The organism is Streptomyces sp. NPDC027189 (genome assembly GCF_055566975.1).
Window position 1 is genome coordinate 165,715 of the sequence record NZ_JBVHRI010000012.1, and the last position, 21,122, is coordinate 186,836.

Genomic DNA, 21,122 nt, shown 5'->3' on the forward strand with positions numbered 1-21,122 from the left:
CAGGTGTGCAGGGCACCGACAAACACAGCGGAGCGCTTACGCGGGGACGGAAGCCACGCCAGCCTCCAGGAACCGCTTCCCGTTCACCCGCTCGGAGACACCCTCACGGTCCAGGTAGGGAGTGATCCCACCCAGGTGGAAGGGCCAGCCCGCGCCGGTGATCAGGCAGAGGTCGATGTCCTGCGCCTCGGCGACGACACCCTCGTCGAGCATGAGCCCGATCTCCTGAGCGACGGCGTCAAGGACGCGGTCACGGACCTGCTCCTCGGTCAGGACGACATCGCCCTGCTTGAGGAGAGCGGCCACCTCGGGGTCGAGCTCCGGCTTCCCGGAGTCGTACACGTAGAAGCCGCGCTTGCCCGCCTTGACGACGGCCGCGAGGTTCGGGGAGACCGTGAAGCGGTCGGGGAAGGCCCGGTTGAGGGTCTCCGAGACGTGCAGCCCGATCGCGGGGCCCACCAGCTCCAGCAGCACGAGCGGCGACATCGGCAGCCCCAGCGGCTCGACCGCCTTCTCGGCGACCTCGACCGGCGTGCCCTCGTCGATGACGTTCTGGATCTCGCCCATGAAGCGGGTGAGGATGCGGTTGACGACGAACGCCGGGGCGTCCTTCACCAGAACCGCCGTCTTCTTGAGCTTCTTGGCGACGGCGAACGCCGTGGCGAGCGACGCGTCGTCGGTCGCCTCGCCCCGCACGATCTCCAGGAGCGGGAGGATCGCGACCGGGTTGAAGAAGTGGAAGCCGACGACCCGCTCGGGGTTCTTCAGCTTCGACGCCATCTCGGTGACCGAGAGGGAGGAGGTGTTGGTGGCGAGGATCGCGTGCGCCGGAGCGACCGCCTCGACCTCCGCGAACACCTGCTGCTTGACGCCGATCTCCTCGAAGACGGCCTCGATGACGAAGTCGGCGTCGGAGAAGCCCTCGGCCTTGTCCAGCACACCGGTGACCAGGGCCTTGAGGCGGTTGGCCTTGTCCTGGTTCACGCGGCCCTTGCTCAGCAACTTGTCGATCTCGGCGTGGACGTAGCCCACACCCTTGTCGATGCGCTCCTGGTCGATGTCGGTCAGCACGACCGGCACCTCGAGGCGGCGCAGGAAGAGGAGAGCCAGCTGCGAGGCCATCAGGCCCGCGCCCACGACGCCCACCTTGGTGACCGGACGCGCCAGGTTCTTGTCCGGCGCACCCGCCGGACGCTTGCCGCGCTTCTGGACCAGGTTGAACGCGTAGATGCCGGAGCGCAGTTCGCCACCCATGATCAGGTCGGCGAGCGCCACATCCTCGGCGTCGTAACCCTTCTGCAGGTCACCGTCCTTGGCGGCGGCGATGATGTCCAGCGCGCGGTACGCGGCCGGAGCCGCCCCGTGCACCTTGCCGTCGGCGATGAAGCGGCCCTTGGCGACGGCCTGGTCCCAGGCCTCGCCGCGGTCGATCTCCGGGCGCTCGACGGTGATGTCGCCCTTGAGGACGGACGCCGTCCACAGCAGCGACTGCTCCAGGAAGTCCGCGCCCTCGAAGATCGCGTCGGCGATACCGAGGTCGAAGACCTGCTGGCCCTTGAGCTGCTTGTTCTGGTTGAGCGAGTTCTCGATGATGACCGAGACGGCCTTCTCCGCACCGATCAGGTTCGGCAGGATCGTGCAGCCGCCCCAGCCGGGGACCAGACCGAGGAAGACCTCGGGCAGCGAGAAGGCCGGCAGGGCCTTGGACACTGTGCGGTACTTGCAGTGCAGACCGACCTCGACGCCACCGCCCATCGCCGCGCCGTTGTAGTACGCGAAGGTCGGGACCGCGATGCCCGCGAGGCGCTTGAAGACCTCGTGGCCGCCCTTGCCGATGGCGAGCGCGTCCTCGTGCTTCTTGAGCAGCTCGACGCCCTTGAGGTCGGCGCCGACCGCGAAGATGAACGGCTTGCCGGTGATGCCGACGCCGACGATCTCGCCGGCCGCGGCCTCCGCCTCGACCTGGTCGATGGCGGTGTTGAGGTTCGCCAGCGAGGCCGGGCCGAAGGTGGTCGGCTTGGTGTGGTCGAAGCCGTTGTCCAGCGTGATGAGCGCGAAGCGCCCGGCGCCGAACGGCAGGTCCAGGTGGCGGACGTGCGCGGACGTCACGACCTCGTCCGGGAACAGCTCGGCCGCGCCCTTGAGGAGTTCAGCGGTGCTCACTTGTCGCCTCCGGCGTCCTTGTGGTGCGGGTTCTCCCAGATCACCGTGGCGCCCATGCCGAAGCCGACGCACATGGTGGTGAGGCCGTAACGGACCTCCGGCTGCTCCTCGAACTGGCGGGCCAGCTGCGTCATCAGCCGGACGCCGGAGGAGGCCAGCGGGTGGCCGTAGGCGATGGCGCCGCCGTACTGGTTCACGCGCGTGTCGTCGTCGGCGATGCCGTAGTGCTCAAGGAAGGCGAGCACCTGGACGGCGAAGGCCTCGTTGATCTCGAAGAGGTTGATGTCCTCGATCGACAGGCCGGCCTTGGCGAGGGCCTTCTCGGTCGCCGGGATCGGGCCGTAGCCCATCACCTCGGGCTCGACGCCCGCGAAGGCGTACGAGACCAGGCGCATCTTGACCGGCAGGTTGTTCTCGCGCGCGAAGTCCTCGGACGCGATGATCGAGGCGGTCGCACCGTCGTTCAGCCCGGCGGCGTTACCGGCCGTGACACGGCCGTGGACGCGGAACGGCGTCTTGAGGCCGGACAGGTTCTCCAGCGTCGTACCCGGACGCATCGGCTCGTCGGCGGTGACCAGGCCCCAGCCCGTCTCACCGGCCTCCGCGTTGGTGCGGCGTACCGAGATCGGCACCAGGTCCTGCTGGATCTTGCCGTTGGCGTACGCCTTCGCGGCCTTCTCCTGCGAGCGCACGGCGTACTCGTCGGCGCGCTGCTTGGTGATGGTCGGGTAGCGGTCGTGCAGGTTCTCCGCGGTCATGCCCATGAAAAGGGCGGACTCGTCGACGAGCTTCTCGCTCACGAACCGCGGGTTCGGGTCCACGCCCTCGCCCATCGGGTGGCGGCCCATGTGCTCGACACCACCGGCGATGACGGCGTCGTACGCACCGAAGGCGATCGAACCGGCCGTGGTGGTGACGGCGGTCAGCGCGCCCGCGCACATGCGGTCGATGGAGTAGCCGGGGACCGACTGGGGGAGACCGGCGAGGATGCCGGCCGTGCGGCCCAGCGTCAGACCCTGGTCACCGATCTGCGTGGTCGCGGCGATGGCGACCTCGTCGATCTTCTTCGGGTCCAGGCCGGGGTTGCGGCGCAGCAGCTCCCGGATGGCCTTCACGACGAGGTCGTCGGCGCGGGTCTCGTGGTAGATGCCCTTCGGGCCCGCCTTGCCGAACGGGGTGCGGACGCCGTCGACGAAGACGACGTCCCTGACGGTACGAGGCACGATGGCTCTCCTCCAGATGCGGGATGGCACTGCTGCGATGCGCTGAGCGCGCGCTCAGGAACATGCTACTTGTGGGTAACGTAGCTGCCCAGTCCCGGAGGCGGGAGCGGCGAACGTCACACACCGTGCCGCGGATGAGAAAGCACCCGGGCCCAGCTCGCGGGCCGCGTCGAAGATCCGGTCCCGGGTGGCCTCGGAGAGCCCCGGCTTGTGGTTGAGGCGAGCGAGACCGCTCCCTTGGACACCCCGGCGCGGGTGGCGACGTCCTTGATGGTGACGCGGGGTGTGGTCATCGGGCGGGCTCCACGCAGTACAGGGCCGATGCTCGACGAGTCGGCGAGGCTGGATGGGGCGAACGCTTCACCATCTACCGGAAGATCATTTTCCCGCCGCTGAAGCCCGCGATCGCGACGGTGGTGATCGTCAAGGGGATCACGGTCTACAACGACTTCTGCATCCCGTTCCGCTACATGCCGTCCGAGGATCTTGGCGTGATCTCGACGTCGCTGTTCCGCTTCAAGGGGCCCCTCGGTGCGCACTGGGAGACGACCTCGGCGGGTGCGGTGCTCGTCATCCTGCCGACCTTGATCGTCTTCCTGTTCCTGCAGCGCTTCATCCACAACGGGTTCATGCAGGGAGCGACGAAGTAACCGCCGGTGTCCCCGCGCTCCTTCAGGGGCGCGGGGAACTGCGCGAGCAACCCGGAACAACCCGCGGCCGCCGCAGGGCCGATCGCCCCACGGCGGCTCTGCGGGGTCTGCCCCTAGGCCTTGGCCAGTAGCGCGGCCACCAGCACGGGAGTGACCTGCTCAACCTGCCAGGGCCGCGCCCCATACCCCGCAAGAGCAGCCGCAACCGACTCGGAGTCGGGGTGCGGCGGCTCCCAACAAACCCGCCGCACCGTGTCCGGAGTGATCAGGTTCTCCTGAGGCATGTTCAGCTGCTCGGCAAGCGCCGATACGGCCGCACGCGCGGCGGAGAGCCGAGCGGCGGCGGCCGGGTCCTTGTCGGCCCAGGCGCGCGGCGGCGGAGGCCCGGTCACCGGCTGCCCGGGCTGCGGCAGCCCGGCGTCCGGCAGCGCCTTCGCACGGTCCACCGCGGCCTGCCACTGCTCCAGCTGACGCCGCCCCATCCGATGCCCGAACCCGTTCAGCGCGGCGAGCGCGTGCACGTTGGCCGGAAGGGAGAGCGCGGCCTCCACAATCGCCGCGTCGCCCAGCACCTTGCCCGGTGAGATGTCCCGGCGCTGCGCGACCCGGTCCCGGGTCTCCCACAGCTCCCGTACGACCGCCATCTGCCGGCGGCGACGCACCTTGTGCATCCCGGACGTACGGCGCCAGGGGTCCTTGCGCGGCGGCGCGGGCTCGGCCTGCGCGATCGCGTCGAACTCCTGCTGGGCCCACTCCAGCTTGCCCTGCCGGTCGAGCTCCTTCTCCAGGGCGTCGCGCAGGTCGACGAGCAGTTCCACGTCGAGCGCGGCATAGCGCAGCCACGGCTCGGGCAGCGGCCGCGTCGACCAGTCGACCGCGGAGTGCCCCTTCTCCAGTACGAAGCCGAGCACGCTCTCGACCATCGCGCCGAGGCCCACCCGCGGGAACCCGGCGAGGCGTCCGGCCAGCTCGGTGTCGAAGAGCCGCGTCGGCACCATGCCTATCTCGCGCAGACAGGGCAGGTCCTGGGTGGCCGCGTGCAGCACCCACTCCACTCCGGAGATCGCCTCGCCGAGGCCCGACAGATCGGGGCAGGCGACGGGGTCGATCAGCGCGGTCCCCGCTCCCTCGCGGCGCAGCTGCACCAGATAGGCGCGCTGGCCGTATCGGTACCCGGACGCGCGTTCGGCGTCCACGGCGACGGGGCCGGATCCGGCGGCGAAGGCGGCGATCACCTCGGCGAGCGAGGCGTCGTCGGCGATCACGGGCGGGATGCCGTCTCGGGGCTCAAGCAAAGGGATCGGCGCCGATTCGACGTCGTCCGGAGGAGCGCCTCCGGTGGTTCGCAGTGAGCTGTCTGCTGCGGTCTCTTGGGCGTCGGTCACCTGTCAAGGGTATCTGTGTATGGACAACGCCCGCCGACGGAACGTTCCGTCGACGGGCGTCTGAGGGTCGTAAACCAGTCAGGTCAGTGAAAGATCCGGTTCACGGTCGGGGGAGGGCGCGGCTCACGGGCGGTGGGGACTCGGTGCGGTCGGTGGAATCGGTTGTCCCACCGGGCTCAGCGGACTCAACGGGCTCAGTGGACTCAGTGGACTCAGCGGGCTCAGCGGGCTCAGCGGACTTAGCGGACTCGGTGGACTCAGTGGATGATGCCGGTGCGCAGGGCCACCGCCACCATCCCGGCGCGGTCGCCCGTGCCGAGCTTGCGCGCGATGCGGGCGAGGTGGCTCTTGACGGTCAGCGCGGACAGGCCCATGGAGACGCCGATGGCCTTGTTCGACTGGCCCTCCGCGACCAGGCGAAGGACCTCGACCTCGCGGCCGGACAGCTCGCGGTAGCCGCCCGGGTGGCTCGGGGCACCCGGGGGACGGCGGTGCATACGCGCGGCGGCCGAGCCGATCGGCGCGGCGCCGGGCCGGGTGGGGAGCCCGACGTTCGTACGGGTGCCGGTGACGACGTAGCCCTTGACGCCGCCCGCGAGGGCGTTGCGTACGGCGCCGATGTCGTCGGCGGCGGAGAGGGCGAGGCCGTTTGGCCAGCCCGCGGCTCGGGTCTCGGAAAGGAGGGTGAGGCCGGAACCATCCGGCAGGTGGACGTCGGCGACGCAGATGTCGCGCGGGTTGCCGATTCGGGGACGGGCCTCCGCGACGGACGACGCCTCGATGACGTCGCGCACTCCGAGCGCCCACAAATGGCGGGTGACGGTGGAGCGGACCCGGGGGTCGGCCACGACCACCATGGCGGTCGGCTTGTTCGGGCGGTAGGCGACCAGGCTTGCGGGCTGCTCGAGGAGAACGGACACCAGGCCTCCTGGGGTGCGGGACGGGGCCGGCTCTGGGGATGAAGCCGGGACGAACCGTGCTTTCAAGGTCACAGACGTCTTCGGCACCAAACCCCTCGTCCTTTAGAGAATGATCACGATTTGGTGAGTAACAATCCGTGCAATTCGGACACGCGATCGATCATCCGAAGATCGAACCGAGTCGCTCCGCGTCAATACGCGGCCGAAAGTGGCCGTATCGACAAAGAACCGGTAAGGACCGGTGAGGGGTGCGCGAGTCGGCGTGCGGGTTCGTGCCGAGCGCTGCTCCCCTGGACTCGGCGGGACCGTGGGCACGGCGAGGTCAGCGGGACTGCGGTCCCCGGCGCTGCGGAAGAGAGACCACCGACGCGTCGCCCGGACTCACCGGCGGGAGCCCGGCGACCTGGCACAGCAGATCGCACCACGCCGCGAGGTGCGCGGCCGTGTCCGGGACGCCGCCCAGGCCCTCCCGGGGCGTCCACGACGCACGGATCTCGATCTGGGAGGCGGCCGGACGCTCCCCGAGGCCGCCGAAGTAGTGCGAGCTCGCGCGCGTGACCGTGCCGCTGGCTTCGCCGTACGACAGGCCGCGGGCCTGGAGCGCGCCGGTGAGCCACGACCAGCAGACCTCGGGGAGCAGCGGGTCGGCGGCCATCTCGGGCTCCAGCTCCGCGCGGACCAGGGTCACCAGGCGGAAGGAGCCCTGCCAGGCGTCATGTCCCGCCGGGTCGTGCAGCAGCACGAGCCGGCCGTCGGCCAGATCCTCGTCGTCCGCGACGACCGCGGCCTCCAGCGCGTACGCGTACGGGGCCAGGCGCTGCGGCGGGCGCGTCGGGTCGATCTCGATCTCCGGCCGCAGCCGCGCGGCCCTCAGCGCTTCGACGGCGGCCCGGAAGGGCAGCGGAGCCGTCTCCATCGCATCCCGGTCCCCCTCCTTCGCGTCGTCCATTCCGCCAGCGCCGTCCGACAGTCGTCCCTGAGCCGCAGCCATGCGGGGAAGATTAAGGGGAACGGAGGCTCCGCGCAGGGAGAGACACCCGTGCCTCCGCCGGTTCGGCGGGAACGGCTCGGTTTCGCCGTGTTCGTGACCGTGACTGCGTGTGGCCGTGGCCGGTCCGTCGTGGGTTATTCGGTCCTCGGGCGGTCGCGGGCGGTCTTGGGCTGCTGGCGCCCACGCGGCGAAGCCGCACGATGTCACCAGCCCCGTGCCCCTTCGGGTCGCTGCCCCCGGGCTTGGTCGTCAGTCGGCCGTGCGAGACTTTCCGTCGTGAGCGCCAACCACCGCCCCGCCGGGCAGCAGCCGACAGCCACGTACGAGTCCGCCTTCCTCAAGGCGTGCAGGCGCGAGCCCGTGCCGCACACACCGGTGTGGTTCATGCGGCAGGCCGGACGCTCGCTGCCCGAGTACCTCAAGGTGCGCGAGGGCATCCCCATGCTGGAGTCCTGCATGCGGCCCGAGCTGGTCGCCGAGATCACGCTCCAGCCCGTGCGCCGGCACCACGTGGACGCGGCGATCTACTTCAGCGACATCGTCGTCCCGCTGAAGGCCATCGGCATCGACCTCGACATCAAGCCGGGCGTCGGCCCGGTCGTCCAGAACCCGATCCGCACCCGCGCCGACCTGGCCCAGCTGCGCGATCTGACCCCCGAGGACGTCAGCTACGTCACCGAGGCGATCGGCCTGCTCACGGCCGAGCTCGGCCCGACCCCGCTCATCGGCTTCGCGGGCGCGCCCTTCACCCTCGCGAGCTACCTCGTGGAGGGCGGTCCGTCCAAGAACCACGAGCACACCAAGGCGCTCATGTACGGCGACCCGCAGCTGTGGGCCGACCTCCTCGACCGCCTCGCCGAGATCACCTCCGCCTTCCTGAAGGTCCAGATCGAGGCGGGCGCCAGCGCCGTCCAGCTCTTCGACTCCTGGGTCGGCGCCCTGGCACCCGCCGACTACCGGCGCTCGGTGATGCCCGCGTCCACCAAGGTCTTCGAAGCCGTCGCCTCGTACGGCGTCCCGCGCATCCACTTCGGCGTCGGCACCGGTGAGCTGCTCGGCCTCATGGGCGAGGCGGGCGCGGACGTGGTCGGCGTCGACTGGCGCGTCCCGCTCGACGAGGCCGCACGCCGTGTCGGCCCCGGCAAGGCCCTCCAGGGCAACCTCGACCCGGCCGTCCTCTTCTCCACCACCGAGGCCGTCCGGACCAAGACCCGCGAGGTCCTCGACGCCGCCGCGGGTCTCGAAGGCCATGTCTTCAACCTCGGCCACGGCGTCCTGCCGACCACCGACCCGGACGCGCTGACCCGGCTCGTGGAGTACGTCCACACGCAGACCGCGCGCTGACCTCCCGCCGCTGTCACCAGCTGTGCCGCGCCCGCCTGCCCCACAGCAGGCTGCGCGGTTCCGGTGGGGGCGGGGTGCCCGGGCGCAGCGGCCAGGCGAGCAGCATGCCCGCCAGGAAGCCGACCACGTGCGCCGCGTACGCCACCGTTCCCGCGGTCGAGACGCCGCCGCCGGACGAGTACACGGCCTGGAGCACGAACCAGAAGCCCAGCACGATCCACGCGGGCAGTCGCAGCGGCAGGAAGATCAGGAACGGGACGAGGACCCAGACCCTGGCCTTCGGATAGAGCACCAGGTAGGCGCCGAGGACTCCGGCGATCGCTCCCGAGGCGCCGATGAGCGGGTCGCCGGAGTCCTCGTTCAGCAGGGCGAAGCCGTACGCCGCCGCGTAGCCGCAGGCCACGTAGAACAGCGTGAACCGCACATGTCCCATGCGGTCCTCGATGTTGTTGCCGAAGATCAGCAGGAACAGCATGTTGCCCAGCAGGTGCAGCCAGCTGCCGTGCAGGAACATCGCCGTGAACACCGACACCGGCGGCGACTTGTCGTAGTCCGGCGGGCCCACCACGCAGCCGGCCCCGCGCGGGCCGAGACCGACCTCGCCCGTGGGCACGAGGCGTGGCATCTGATGGTGGATCAACTCCTGTGGCACCGCGGCGTAGTGCTCCAGGAACGCCTGCAGATGGCACAGCTGGGACAGGCCGCTGTCGCCCGCCACCGACCCGGCGATGCCGGGGGTGTAGAGGAACACGAGAACATTGGCGGCGATCAGCGCGTACGTCACATAGGGCGTCCGCCGTACCGGGTTCACGTCATGGACGGGTATGACCACAAGGAACTAGTGCCCTCGATGCGCCGTCACTGAACGCCGCCGTACCCGCGTGCGTATGTCTCCTCAACCGCCCGCGCCGCGACGAAGACGCGACGCGAGGAAGACGTGAGGACACAGGCGATGAACGAGCGAGTTACTCCTCCGATGCATGCCCTGCCCGACGGTGAGGCGGAGATCGCCCTGGTGCTGCACCTGCCCTGGGAGGACGTCGCCGCGCTCGGCCAGGAGGCGGGCCGGCTCGCAGCGCGAATGCAGCGTCCGGTGACGCTCGACGAGGCCGTCAGCCACCGGTTGCGGTCCGCGCGGCCGGCGGCTCACGCGAAGCCGGCGCAGTCGCCGCCCGCGGTGGCTGCGCCGGCCTCTGTGTCGTCGCTGCCTGCGAGGCCGCCCGCGGAGCAGGCCCGGCAGGCCATCGACCGGATCAATGGGACAGCCGGGCACGAGTCCGCGTAGGTGCGCCGCGGGGCGCGGTCAGTTGTCGACCGCGGGCCGTCTGTGGCTGGTCGCGCCCACGCGGCGGAGCCGCACAATGTCACGGCCCCGCGCCCCTACGGGGCGCTGTTGCGCACCGCCGCAACCGCCTTGCGGGCCGCGACCAGCACGGGATCCCACACGGGTGAGAACGGCGGCGCGTACCCCAGGTCCAGGGCTGTCATCTGTTCCGCCGTCATGCCTGCGGTCAGTGCGACCGCGGCGATGTCGACGCGCTTCGCCGCCCCCTCGCGGCCGACGATCTGTACGCCGAGCAGCCGCCCGGTGCGGCGCTCGGCGAGCATCTTCACCGTCATGAGGGCGGCGTTCGGGTAGTAGCCCGCGCGGCTGGTCGACTCGATGATGACGGTCTCGAACTGCAGGCCCGCCCGGTGCGCGTCCTTCTCGCGCAGCCCGGTACGGGCGATCTCCAGGTCGCAGACCTTGCTCACCGCGGTGCCGACGACGCCGGGGAACGTGGCGTACCCGCCGCCCACGTTGGAGCCGATGACCTGCCCGTGCTTGTTGGCGTGCGTGCCCAGTGCGATGTGCCGCTCGCGGCCGGAGACCAGGTCGAGCACCTCGACGCAGTCGCCGCCGGCCCAGATGCTCTCGTGCCCGCGCACCCGCATCGCCAGATCGGTGAGCAGCCCGCCGTGGTCGCCGAGGGGCAGCCCGGCCGCCTTGGCGAGCGTCGTCTCGGGGCGTACGCCGATGCCCAGCACGACCACGTCAGCCGGGTACTCGGCGTCCTCCGTGACGACCGCCCGTACCCTTCCGTCCTCGCCGGTCAGCAGCTTGGTGACCTCGGCGTCGTTGACCATGGTGATGCCCAGGCCCTCCATGGCCGTGTGCACCAGGCGGCCCATGTCCGGGTCGAGCGTGGACATCGGCTCCTTGCCGCGATTGACGACCGTCACCTCGTACCCGCGGTTGATGAGCGCCTCGGCCATCTCCACGCCGATGTACCCCGCGCCCACGACCACCGCGCGGCGGCCCTCCGTCGCCGCCAGCGTGTTGAGGAGGGCCTGCCCGTCGTCCAGGGTCTGCACGCCGTGCACGCCCGGCGCGTCGGCGCCCGGCAGGTCGGGGCGGATCGGACGCGCGCCGGTCGCGATCACGAGCTTGTCGTACGACGTCCACTCCTCGGCCCCGGATTCGAGGTCCAGGGAGCGCACGCGGGCGCCCGCGACGTCGATCTCCGTGACCTCCGTACGCATCCGCAGGTCGATGGCGCGCTCCCGGTGCTCCTCGGGCGTCCGCGCGATCAACTGGTCCCGCTCGGGGACGTCGCCGCCCACCCAGTACGGGATGCCGCACGCGGAGTAGGACGTGAAGTGCCCCCGCTCGAACGCCACGATCTCCAGCTCGTCCGGCCCCCGCAGCCGGCGTGCCTGTGACGCGGCGGACATGCCCGCCGCGTCACCGCCGATCACGACCAGTCGCTCTTTCGCCCTGCCAGCCCCGCTCGTACGGCTCATGCTCATGGGAACACGCTACGGGGGCCCGGCATTTCAGTCCTCCTCGCCACCCTCTCCGCCGTCGCCGCGCACGGGCGGGGCCACCGGCAGCGAAGTCGTGGCGGCCGGAGCCGAAGCAGGAGCCGGTTGGCGCGGCAGCCGGGGCCGCACGAGACGCATCCACACCAGGACGATCAGCGCCAGGCCCGCCGCGAATGGCAGTACCGCGCCGATCGCCAGCGCGACCCAGCCCAGCATCGTGACCAGCACATGCCAGCCGCCGGTGAGCGCGTCCACGAAGCCCGGGTCCTCGTCCTTCTTCTCGGCCTTCTTCACCGGGGTCTCGGACAGCGAGAGGGTGATCGTGGCCAGGCTGGTGCGGTCCTTCAGGGACGCCTGCTGGGCGAGCAGCGCCTCCAGATCGGACTCGCGGCTGCTCAACTCCCCTTCCAGGGTGACCACATCGCTGAGCTTGGTCGCCTGGTCCATGAGTTCGCGGACCCGGGCCACACTGGCGCGCTGCGACTTGATCCGGCTCTCCACGTCCACGACCTGGTCGGTGACGTCCTGTGCCTTGGCCGTTCGCTCGACGACCTTGCCGGCGCCCTCCAGGTCGGTGAGCACCTCGTCGTACCGCTCGGTGGGCACGCGCAGGACGAGGCGGGTGCGCTCGTGGCCCTTCTCGTCGCGAGAGGTGGTCTCGTTGCCCACATAGCCGCCGGCGTTCTCGGCCGTGGTGCGGGCCTCGTCCAGGGCCTTGGGCACGTCCTTGACCTGCACGGTCAGGGAGGCGGTGCGGATGATGTGGCTCGCGGCCACCTTGGGTGGGGCGGTGGCCTTGGAGCCGTTCGCCGCGCCGCTGCCCGCGGCGCCCGAGTCCGCCTTCTCGGCGGAGCCCGGAGCAGCGGCCTTGTTGTCGCCACCGCCCGAGTCGCTGGACGCGGTGTCATTGGCGCCGCTGCTGCAGCCCGCCAGCGCGAGGGCGGCGGCGAGGAACATCCCCGCCAGAGCATGGACAGGGCGTACGGAATATCCGGAGCGTCCGGAGCTTCGAGTGCGCATATGGGCCTACCCCCGAGGGTCGTGACAACTGTGCCGTGCCGACTGACGCTTCTTCGACGCCCGAGTGGGCCGGGACGTTGGCCGGATCCGGTCCCGATGCGGTCACGGTCGGGACTCGCGCAGGACACCGGACTCCTGGTGGGCCTGTCAGTGCGGTTTGAGAAGGTGGAGGCATGCGCGCACAGGAGACTCGTACGGGTACGGGACACGTCGTGGTCATCGGGGGCGGGATCGCGGGTCTGGCCGCCGCCCACCGGTTGCTGGACCGCGGGGCGCGCGTGACCGTCCTGGAGGCGTCGGACCGCGTCGGCGGCAAGCTGCTGCCCGGTGAGATCGCGGGCGCGCGCGTCGATCTGGGCGCCGAGTCGATGCTGGCGCGACGCCCCGAGGCGGTGGGCCTCGCCCGCGAGGTCGGCCTCGCCGACCGTCTCCAGCCTCCCGCCACCGCGACGGCCTCGCTCTGGACCCGCGGTGCGCTGCGCCCGATGCCCAAGGGCCACGTCATGGGCGTCCCCGGCACCGCGGCAGCCCTCTCCGGCGTCCTCTCCGAGGAGGGCCTGCGCCGCATCGAGCGCGACGCCGACCTGCCTCGCACAGAGGTGGGCGACGACGTGGCGGTGGGGGAGTACGTGGCGGCCCGCCTCGGCCGCGAGGTCGTCGACCGCCTGGTCGAGCCCCTCCTGGGCGGTGTCTACGCGGGTGATGCCTACCGCATCTCCATGCGCCTGGCCGTCCCCCAGCTCTTCGCCGCGGCCCGCACCCACACCTCCCTGACGGAGGCGGTCCGCGAGATCCAGACCAAGGCCGCCGCCGCACAGCAGACGGGGCCGGTCTTCATGGGCATCGACGGCGGTGTCGGCCAACTTCCGCTCGCGGTAGCGGAGTCGGTGAGGGCTCGCGGTGGCGAGATCCTGACCGGGATGCCGGTGACCGAGCTCCGCAGGACGGGGACGGCGGGGCCGGGCGGTGACGGCTCGTCGTTCGCGGCGGACTCCGCGGGGGCGCCGCCGCACGCGGCCTGGCGTGTTGTCGCCGGAAGCCCCGGAAGCGCTGGAAGCCCCGGAAGCGCTGGAAGCGGTGAAAGCCGTGTCCTGTACGCAGATGGCGTCGTCGTGGCCCTGCCCGCCCCGGCCGCCGCCGCGCTGCTGCGTGCCGAGGCGCCCGCCGCCGCGGCCGAGCTGGCCGCTGTGGAGTACGCCTCCATGGCGCTCGTCACCCTCGCCTATCGCCGGGCCGGCAGCGCCCTGCCCGAAGGGAGCGGCTTCCTGGTGCCGCCCGTTGACGGGCACACCATCAAGGCGTCCACCTTCGCCTCCCAGAAGTGGGGCTGGATCGCCGAGGAGAACCCTGATCTGCTCGTGCTGCGCACCTCCGTCGGGCGGTACGGAGAGACGGAGGTGCTCGGACGGCAGGACGCCGACCTCGTCAAGGTGTCCCGGCAGGACCTGCGGGAGGCGACCGGCCTGGACGCCGAGCCCCTCGCGACCCGGGTGACACGGTGGGACGACGGGCTGCCGCAGTACCCGGTCGGGCACCATGCCCGAGTGGCCCGCATCCGCGAGCACATCGGCAAGCTCCCCGGCCTCGCCGTGTGCGGCGCGGCGTACGACGGGGTCGGCATCCCCGCGTGCATCGCGAGCGCGTACGCGGCCGTTGACCAGCTCGGCGGCGACCGGGGCGGACTGGACGCGCTGATCGCGAACCCGGTGCAGAGTCTGCACGGCGGCGCGGGAGAATAGACCCATGAGTGACGACGCCCCCGCCAAGATTCCGAACGCCGGCAAGAAGGCCAAGGACCTCAACGAGGTCATCCGCTACACCCTGTGGTCCGTCTTCAAACTGCGCGACGTGCTCCCCGAGGACCGCTCCGGTTACGCCGACGAGGTCCAGGAGCTCTTCGACCAGCTCGCCGCGAAGGACGTCACCGTCCGCGGCACGTACGACCTGTCGGGGCTGCGCGCCGACGCCGACCTGATGATCTGGTGGCACGCCGAGACGAGCGACCAGCTCCAGGAGGCGTACAACCTCTTCCGCCGCACCAAGCTGGGCCGCGCCCTGGAGCCGGTCTGGTCGAACATGGCGCTGCACCGCCCCGCCGAGTTCAACCGCTCGCACATCCCGGCGTTCCTCGCCGACGAGACGCCGCGCAACTATGTGAGCGTCTACCCCTTCGTGCGCTCCTACGACTGGTACCTGCTGCCCGACGAGGACCGCCGCCGCATGCTCGCCGACCACGGCAAGATGGCCCGCGGCTACCCGGACGTGCGCGCCAACACGGTCGCCTCGTTCTCGCTGGGCGACTACGAGTGGATCCTCGCCTTCGAGGCCGACGAGCTGTACCGCATCGTCGACCTCATGCGTCACCTCCGCGCCTCCGAGGCCCGGATGCACGTCCGCGAAGAGGTCCCGTTCTACACGGGCCGTCGCAAGGACATCGCCGAGCTGGTCGCGGGCCTCGCCTAGATCAGGGCGCCTGCCGGGTGGTCTTCGAGTCCGCGGCGTGCCGAGAGCCCATCGAGTCCTGCGAGTCCTTCGCGCTCCCTGCGTTCTCCGAGTTCTCTTCGCTCTTCGAAGCATCGTCTGGCGCGACCGGCTCCGGTTCCGCGTGCGGCGCGCACCCCGCGTGCCGCGCCGGGAGCCGGCCCTCCAGCAGATACGCGTCCAGGTAACCGTTGACGCACTGGTTGGGCCCGCCCCCGATCCCGTGCGTCCCGGCCTCCTTCTCGGTCACCAGGACCGAGCCGGACAGCCGCCGCTGCAGCTCCCGGGCCCCTTCGTACGGGGTCGCCGCGTCCCGTTCGGCCGCGAGGATCAGGGTCGGCGGCAGCGCCCCGGGCCGCGTCCGTACGTCGAGGGGCTTCTGCCGCGGCACCGGCCAGTACGCGCACGGCAGGTTCATCCACACGTTGTCCCAGGTCTCGAACGGCGCCACGCGCGCGAGGCGCGTGTTGTCGCGGTCCCAGGTGCGCCAGTCGGTCGGCCAGGACGCGTCGTTGCACTCGACCGCCGTGTAGACCGCGTTGCCGTTCTCCTGCTCGGCCGCCGCCTCAGGAAACGGACCGGCCTGCTCGATCAGCGGCTTCGGGTCGCCCTTCAGATAGGCGGAGAGCGCCAGGGCGCGCTGCGGCCAGTAGTCGTCGTAGTACCCGGCCTCCAGGATCACGCCCTGCAACTGCGCGGGCCCCACCTTCCCGCCCGCCGGCGAGGCGGCGAGCTGCGCGCGCACCTTCTCGTAGCTGAGCAGCACTTCTTCGGGTGTGGCGCCCAGCCCGTACACGTCGTCATGGCTGGCGACCCACGTGCGGAAGTCCGCCCAGCGGCGCTCGAACGCGACCGACTGGTCAAGGTTGTTCCGGTACCAGATCAGGTCGGGGTCGGGGTTCACCGCCGAGTCGAAGACCATCCGGCGTACGTGCGAGGGGAAGAGCGTCGCGTAGAGGGCACCGTAGTACGTCCCGTACGAGGCGCCCATGAAGGTCAGCTTCGGCTCGCCGAGCGCGGCGCGCAGTACGTCCAGGTCGCGGGCGTTGTTGAGCGAGGTGTAGTGGCGCAGGGCGCTGCCCGAGCGCTCGGCGCACCCGCGCGCGTACGCCTTCGCCTCTGCGATGCGCTCTTTCTTGTACGACTCCGAGGGAAATGTCGGCGCCTGCGAGGGCGCCTTCAGGAAGCGCTTCGGATCCTGGCAGGACAGCGGAGCGGATCGGTCGACCCCGCGCGGTGCGTAGCCGACCAGGTCGTACGCCGCCGCGATGCGCTTCCACTCGGGGAGGAATCCGATCAGTGGGAAGACCATGCTGGAGGCGCCCGGGCCGCCGGGGTTGTAGACGAAGGCGCCCTGTCGCGGCACCTTCCGCTTCGGGTTCTTCGCGTCCTTGCCGGTGGCTTTGACGCGGCTGACGGTCAGCTTGATCTGCCGGCCGTCGGGGTGGGCGTAGTCGAGGGGCACCGTGACCGTGCCGCACTGGAGGCTGCCCGGGGCGTCCTGCTCCTTGGCGCACTTCCCGAAGTGGATGCCCGCGGCCGCGGCGCGGTCGGCGGCGACGGCGGTGCCGCGCATCTCGGCCGAGCCTGCCGGCTCCCGCCAGGCCGGTTGGCCGCTCGCCGGGGCGGCGACGAGGGCGGTCAGGAGCATGGATCCTGCGGCTCCGTGGAGGACGGCAGCTCTCATCGCGAATCCCTTCAACGCGCGGCAGCGACAAAAGGGATGTTTCGGTCAGCGGTTGGCGAAGTAAAGCACCGGGCCGCCGGTGTCGGCCCTTATGACCCCGATGCGCACTCTGGGGCGCCCCTCGGCCTCTTGGTGAGCTGCCCCTCAGCCTCTTGGTGAGCTCCTTCACCAGCCCCGTCGCTCGGGGCTGCGGTCGCGGTGCGTGAACGCCGCGCGCAGGTCCGGCTCGCCGATCGCGCGGACACCACGTACGGCGACGGAAGTGAGGTACGTACGGTCGTCGCCGGCGTGGTCGGCGCGCCGGGCGAGGGTGCTGAGCAGCTGCTGTCCGGCCGGGGAGGCCCAGCGGGTGTAGGGATGCACCTCGATCCGGGCGATGGCGAGGCAGCTCAGCGTGAGGACCAGCGGAAGCGCGAACCAGACCGCGACCGGGACCTCGTTCCCGGTGGTCTGGGCGGGCAGCAGCAGGGCCACGGCCCCCAGTGCGAGGACGGCCGCCGCGGCGGCCTGGACCTGGCGGACTGCGCCCGCGACGCTGGTCCGGGCACCGTCGGGGACGGCGAGGCCCACCGCGACCAGGTGGTCGGCGAGGTGGCGTACCGAGTCCGCGGCGGCCGCGGTCGCGCGTACGGGAGCGATCCGGGACTGGCCCTCCGGGCCGATGGCTCCTATGACCGAGCGCTCCATGTCGTCGCGCCCGCGCGGGTCCACGACGGTCGCCCAGCCGGTGTGCGCGAGCAGCAGCCGGCGCTGGCGGGCCATCGACACGAGGGTCAGATCGGCGACCCGGGCCGGGCCGCCGGACAGGAACGCCGCCTCGTACAGCGTGAGGTCGTGCCCGCGGGCCGCCTCCGCGTCGACTGCCGCCGCGCGTACGGCCGCCAGGCACAGCCGGGTGCAGGAGGTGCCGGCCGCGGCCCAGGCCAGAAGCAGGAGAAGGACCCAGAACATGGCGTTTTTCTATGCCAAGGGTCGGGCGGGCGCCATGGGTTATTCACTATGTGGACGGAGTGTTGCCGGTATGTGACGTTCCAATTTTCGCCCGTGGAGCCCTGCGGGGCTATGGAGTTGAGGAGGGCTTGGCGCGCGAGGCGGCCGGCGGCATGGGGTAGCCCGACGACGGGGTCACCGGGACCGGCGAGCCCGGCGACTGTGTCGGGCCGGGCGGGGCAGGGGAGTTGGTCAGCGGCGGCGGACTCGCGGTGGCCGCGTCCTGGGCGAGGGCGTCGAAGTCGACGTATCCGGTGGCTTCGAGGACCTTGATGTGATCGAGCACGGTGGTGTTCGCGTCGTCGGCGAGGTCGCGTACGAGCGAGTTGCGGGTGTTCGCGCGGACCTGGGCGACCACGGAGAAGACCTTGCCGTGGGCCTTGCGCAGGATGTTCGCGAACTTCTGGTCGTAGTCCGTGCCGTGCGCGGCGCTCAGTGTGGCCAGCCACTGGCGCTGCTGCGGGTTGGGCTGGTTGGGCAGCTCCAGGCCGAGCCGCGACGCGACATTGCGGACTCGGGCGTCCAGGAACGTGTGGCCCTCGATGAGGTGCTCGCCGGCCGTGCGTACGGCCTGGGTGGTGCCGCGCTCCTGGGCCTGCTGGCCCGCGGGCAGCTCCCACAGTCCGGCCAGCCGGACCTTGGTGATGAACTCCCGGTCCAGGGCCGACAGCGGACCGAATTGGGTCGACACGGTCTGTGCGTTCAGGGTGTCCAGGCCGGTGCCGGAGCGGTCCGCGTACGACCAGATCGGAAAGACCAGCGCGACCAGGGTCGCCGTGAGGCCCGTGATGATGAGCCCGGTGCCACTGACCAATCCGGAGCGGTTGATGGATCGCATGGTGCCTCCTGCTTGCGGCACCGCACGCTAGTGCCCTTCGGGTGCGGGTTGGCATATTACTGCGGGCGCTACGCCAACTGCCGTACGGGAAGGAGGGATTGACCGCTGGGTGAAACGCGACGGATGCGGTACTTCAGGCGTGCTCCAGACCACCTCAAAGTCCTGGAAACCGGGCACGCACATCCGCCGCACAGGGAGTCGTGTTAACCCCGGCACACTCTGCGGCGGTGCGGGGCGGCCGCGCGTCTGCTCAGCGGCGCAGCAGCACCCGGCGGGTGGCGCGGGCCAGCCGGGCCGTGGGCCGCTGCGACAGCGGGGCCGGGCCCGAGCGCTCCAGCCACCAGTCGCGCAGCCGACGCCGCGTCTCCGCGTCCTCGGGGCGGCCCGCGAGCAGTAGATGCCCGGCGAAGTCGAGGGCGTCACGCCGATAACCCCCGGTCATCGGTTGCCCTTGCGCATACGCGAGAAACGCCGGCCGGTACCCCTCCGCCAGGATCTCGGGCAGCTCCGCGGCCACCTTCGCGACCACGTCAGCGCGCTTGGCGGCGAGCGCCCGCGCCTGCACCCCGAGCCGTACCCGGTCGAACCCCTCGGGCACGGGGGTGCCCGCGACGAGCGCGGACAGCAGCGCGGCCTGCGTCAGCGCGAGCCGCTGCCGGGCGGGGGTGGCGGCCTGGGTCCCGGCCTCGCCGGCAGGAGAACTCGCTGCGTCCAAGGCGTCCAAGGCGTCCAAGGCATCCGAGGCGTCCGAGGCACCCAAGACGTTCGAGGGATTCGCGGCAGCGGCACTCGTGGCCCTCTCCAGCGTCCCCCGAATCGCCCCCAGTTCCCTTTCGAGCTCCCCGGGCTCCGGAAAGTTCTCGTCCCGCTCGAGGAGGACCCCCGGCGGGCTCACGCGGGAGGCGAGGTCCGCCAGAATGTCCAGGACCTGCTGGGGCACGGGGTGGGCGTGGCTGTCGTGCCAGACGCCGTCGCGTTCGAAGCCGCCGGCGACGTGGACATAGGCGATGGCTTCGACGGGGAGTTCGTCGAGGGCCTTGGCGGGGTCCTCGCCGCGGTTGACGTGGTTGGTGTGGAGGTTGGCGACGTCGATGAGGAGGCGTACGCCGGTGCGGTCGACCAGGTCGTAGAGGAACTGGCCCTCCGTCATCTCCTCGCCGGGCCAGGAGATCAGCGCGGCGATGTTCTCCACCGCGAGCGGGACGGGCAGCGCGTCCTGCGCGATACGGATGTTCTCGCACAGCACGTCGAGGGCGTCCCGGGTGCGGGGGACCGGCAGCAGATGCCCGGCCTCCAGCAGCGGCGAGGCCGTGAGCGGCCCGCCGGCCCGTACGAAGGCGATGTGCTCCGTGACGAGCGGCGAGCCCAGCGCCTCGGCCCGCTCGGCGAGCGCGGTGAGGCGGGACTCGTCGGGCCGGTCCGCGCCGCCGAGGCCGAGCGAGACCCCGTGCGGCACGACCGTGACCCCGCGCTCGCGCAGCCGCAGCAGCGACTCGGGGAGATGCCCGGGGCACAGGTTCTCGGCCACGGCCTCGACCCAGTCGATACCGGGCATGCGCTCCACGGCCTCGGCGATCTCCGGCCGCCAACCGATTCCCGTCCCCAGCTGCCTCAGCTGCTTCATGTCCCCTCCTCCGTCACGAACCTCGACCAGACCCTGCGTGTCGTCTCCTTACGACGGACCTGTGTTCCGGCGTGACGGAGTCATGGCCCCGGGACCCGGGACCGAACCCATCCGAACGGACCTTCAGAGCAACATTTGAGGTTCCGCACGGGCTACTGGAGCACCTTGTCCGAGTCCGTGGGCTCCGGTCGGCTGGTGTTGATGTTGGCGTCGGGCTGCGGCAGCGCCGACGGGTTCGACGAGACGTTGACACCGCCCCCCGGCTGGACGGGCGGCGCGGAGGCCGCCGACGCGCCGACGGTCGGCGCCGGGGGCCCGGTCGGGCTGGCGGTCGACGTGGCGGCCGCGGCCGCGGCGATGGCGTCGAAGTCGACCTCTCCGGTCTTCTCCAGCATCGTGATGTGGTCGAGCACCGTCAGGTTGGCGTCCGAGGCCAGCTGGCGCACCAGCGTGTTGCGGGTGGTGTTGCGGACGGCGCCGATCGCCGGAAAGATCTTGCCGTGCGCGGACCGCAGCAGGTTCGCGAACTTGTACTCGTACTCCTTGCCCGACGCCGCCGTCAGCTCCTGCAGCCAGCCCTGCTGCTGGTCGTTCGGCTGGTTCGGCAGCTCGACGTTGAGCTGGGCCGCTACGATCCGCACCCGCTTGTCGAGGTCGGTGTGGCCGACGATCAGGTGATCGCCGGCCTCCTTGATCGCCTTGGTGGGGGCCCGCTCGATCGCCTGCTGGCCGGCCGGCAACTCCCAGAGGCCGGCCAGCCGCACTCGTACGATCAAGTCACGGTCGGCGGCGGTCAGCGGCCCCCAGCGTGTGTTCACCGTTCCGGCCGCGAGATTCGCCGCGCCCGTGCCCGAACGGTCGGCGTACGACCACACCGGGAACGCGAGTGCGCCGACGGTGGCGACGAGTGCCGCGATGACGAGGGCCGTACCGTTGATACGCCGCAAATGTGCCTCCCGGGTGAAACCAACTGGTCGTTGGGAACCTGTACGTGGCCAGTG

17 protein-coding genes and 2 pseudogenes are annotated in these 21,122 nt (G+C 71.1%); 5 read left to right on the plus strand and 14 right to left on the minus strand.

Translation table 11 applies throughout. From position 1 onward, the window contains the following. Positions 1-36 precede the first annotated feature (36 nt). From ACZ4RZ_RS27400 to ACZ4RZ_RS27410, 3 genes and pseudogenes are all read right to left on the minus strand, one after another. Positions 37-2,163 (minus strand): 3-hydroxyacyl-CoA dehydrogenase NAD-binding domain-containing protein, encoded by a 2,127-nt coding sequence (locus tag ACZ4RZ_RS27400; protein ID WP_467748454.1) that lies wholly within the window; start codon positions 2,161-2,163, stop codon positions 37-39. Continuing rightward, complete coding sequence (locus ACZ4RZ_RS27405; RefSeq protein WP_467748456.1) at positions 2,160-3,386, minus strand: thiolase family protein; 1,227 nt, start codon at positions 3,384-3,386, stop codon at positions 2,160-2,162. Before ACZ4RZ_RS27405 ends, ACZ4RZ_RS27400 begins: the two co-directional genes overlap by 4 nt. Positions 3,387-3,536: 150 nt before the next feature. After that, a pseudogene (locus tag ACZ4RZ_RS27410) lies at positions 3,537-3,679 on the minus strand (LacI family DNA-binding transcriptional regulator); the annotation flags it as partial. Positions 3,680-3,692: 13 nt separating this feature from the next. On the opposite strand from ACZ4RZ_RS27410, the pseudogene ACZ4RZ_RS27415 reads away from it, so the two are divergent. Continuing rightward, positions 3,693-4,036: pseudogene (locus ACZ4RZ_RS27415) on the plus strand (ABC transporter permease subunit); the annotation flags it as partial. A gap of 113 nt (positions 4,037-4,149) precedes the next feature. On the opposite strand, the gene ACZ4RZ_RS27420 reads toward ACZ4RZ_RS27415, so the two are convergent. The 3 genes from ACZ4RZ_RS27420 to ACZ4RZ_RS27430 form a co-directional block, all read right to left on the minus strand. Continuing rightward, positions 4,150-5,421: an HRDC domain-containing protein gene (locus tag ACZ4RZ_RS27420; RefSeq protein WP_467748458.1), complete on the minus strand. Its 1,272-nt coding sequence runs from the start codon at positions 5,419-5,421 to the stop codon at positions 4,150-4,152. 257 nt (positions 5,422-5,678) lie between these two features. Then, positions 5,679-6,341, minus strand: coding sequence for a response regulator transcription factor (locus ACZ4RZ_RS27425; RefSeq protein ID WP_019073943.1), 663 nt, complete (start codon positions 6,339-6,341; stop codon positions 5,679-5,681). A gap of 322 nt (positions 6,342-6,663) precedes the next feature. Continuing rightward, positions 6,664-7,290: a DUF3000 domain-containing protein gene (locus ACZ4RZ_RS27430; protein ID WP_467748632.1), complete on the minus strand. Its 627-nt coding sequence runs from the start codon at positions 7,288-7,290 to the stop codon at positions 6,664-6,666. A 318-nt stretch (positions 7,291-7,608) separates the two neighbouring features. Between ACZ4RZ_RS27430 and hemE the strand changes: the two genes are divergently transcribed. After that, complete coding sequence (gene hemE, locus ACZ4RZ_RS27435) at positions 7,609-8,676, plus strand: uroporphyrinogen decarboxylase (protein WP_467748460.1); 1,068 nt, start codon at positions 7,609-7,611, stop codon at positions 8,674-8,676. 13 nt (positions 8,677-8,689) lie between these two features. Here the strand turns inward: hemE and ACZ4RZ_RS27440 are convergent, their stop codons facing one another. Then, entirely contained in the window at positions 8,690-9,508 is an 819-nt protein-coding gene (locus tag ACZ4RZ_RS27440) for a rhomboid family intramembrane serine protease (protein WP_467748462.1), read from the minus strand. A 120-nt stretch (positions 9,509-9,628) separates the two neighbouring features. Here ACZ4RZ_RS27440 and ACZ4RZ_RS27445 point away from each other — a divergent pair, with 120 nt between their 5' ends. Beyond that, a complete protein-coding gene (locus ACZ4RZ_RS27445; protein WP_467748463.1) occupies positions 9,629-9,961 on the plus strand; it encodes a hypothetical protein in 333 nt (110 codons plus the stop codon). Positions 9,962-10,056: 95 nt separating this feature from the next. Here ACZ4RZ_RS27445 and ACZ4RZ_RS27450 read toward each other — a convergent pair whose 3' ends face one another. Together ACZ4RZ_RS27450 and ACZ4RZ_RS27455 are read right to left on the minus strand one after the other, a co-directional pair. Continuing rightward, entirely contained in the window at positions 10,057-11,466 is a 1,410-nt protein-coding gene (locus tag ACZ4RZ_RS27450) for an FAD-dependent oxidoreductase (RefSeq protein ID WP_467748465.1), read from the minus strand. 27 nt (positions 11,467-11,493) lie between these two features. After that, the gene (locus tag ACZ4RZ_RS27455; protein WP_467748466.1) at positions 11,494-12,501 is read right to left on the minus strand and encodes a DUF4349 domain-containing protein; all 1,008 of its coding nucleotides are present in this window, start codon (positions 12,499-12,501) and stop codon (positions 11,494-11,496) included. Positions 12,502-12,674: 173 nt separating this feature from the next. Here ACZ4RZ_RS27455 and hemG point away from each other — a divergent pair, with 173 nt between their 5' ends. Together hemG and hemQ are read left to right on the plus strand one after the other, a co-directional pair. After that, entirely contained in the window at positions 12,675-14,240 is a 1,566-nt protein-coding gene (hemG, locus tag ACZ4RZ_RS27460; protein WP_467748468.1) for a protoporphyrinogen oxidase, read from the plus strand. Positions 14,241-14,244: 4 nt separating this feature from the next. Next, positions 14,245-14,964: a hydrogen peroxide-dependent heme synthase gene (gene hemQ / locus ACZ4RZ_RS27465; RefSeq protein WP_467748470.1), complete on the plus strand. Its 720-nt coding sequence runs from the start codon at positions 14,245-14,247 to the stop codon at positions 14,962-14,964. A 1-nt stretch (position 14,965) separates the two neighbouring features. On the opposite strand, the gene ACZ4RZ_RS27470 is transcribed toward hemQ, so the two are convergent. The 5 genes from ACZ4RZ_RS27470 to ACZ4RZ_RS27490 all read right to left on the minus strand — a co-directional run bounded on the left by ACZ4RZ_RS27470 (position 14,966) and on the right by ACZ4RZ_RS27490 (position 21,068). Then, entirely contained in the window at positions 14,966-16,669 is a 1,704-nt protein-coding gene (locus tag ACZ4RZ_RS27470) for an alpha/beta hydrolase (RefSeq protein ID WP_467748472.1), read from the minus strand. 165 nt (positions 16,670-16,834) lie between these two features. Next, positions 16,835-17,620 carry a TIGR04222 domain-containing membrane protein gene (locus tag ACZ4RZ_RS27475; RefSeq protein ID WP_467748473.1) on the minus strand — a complete coding sequence of 262 codons (786 nt, stop codon included), beginning with the start codon at positions 17,618-17,620 and terminating at the stop codon, positions 16,835-16,837. Between the two features lie 109 nt (positions 17,621-17,729). After that, entirely contained in the window at positions 17,730-18,497 is a 768-nt protein-coding gene (locus ACZ4RZ_RS27480; RefSeq protein WP_467748475.1) for a DUF4142 domain-containing protein, read from the minus strand. Positions 18,498-18,747: 250 nt separating this feature from the next. Further along, on the minus strand, positions 18,748-20,121 hold the full coding sequence (locus ACZ4RZ_RS27485) for an MbnB/TglH/ChrH family RiPP precursor modification enzyme (RefSeq protein WP_467748476.1): 1,374 nt from the start codon (positions 20,119-20,121) through the stop codon (positions 18,748-18,750). 152 nt (positions 20,122-20,273) lie between these two features. Next, complete coding sequence (locus ACZ4RZ_RS27490) at positions 20,274-21,068, minus strand: DUF4142 domain-containing protein (RefSeq protein WP_467748478.1); 795 nt, start codon at positions 21,066-21,068, stop codon at positions 20,274-20,276. Positions 21,069-21,122: the final 54 nt, after the last annotated feature.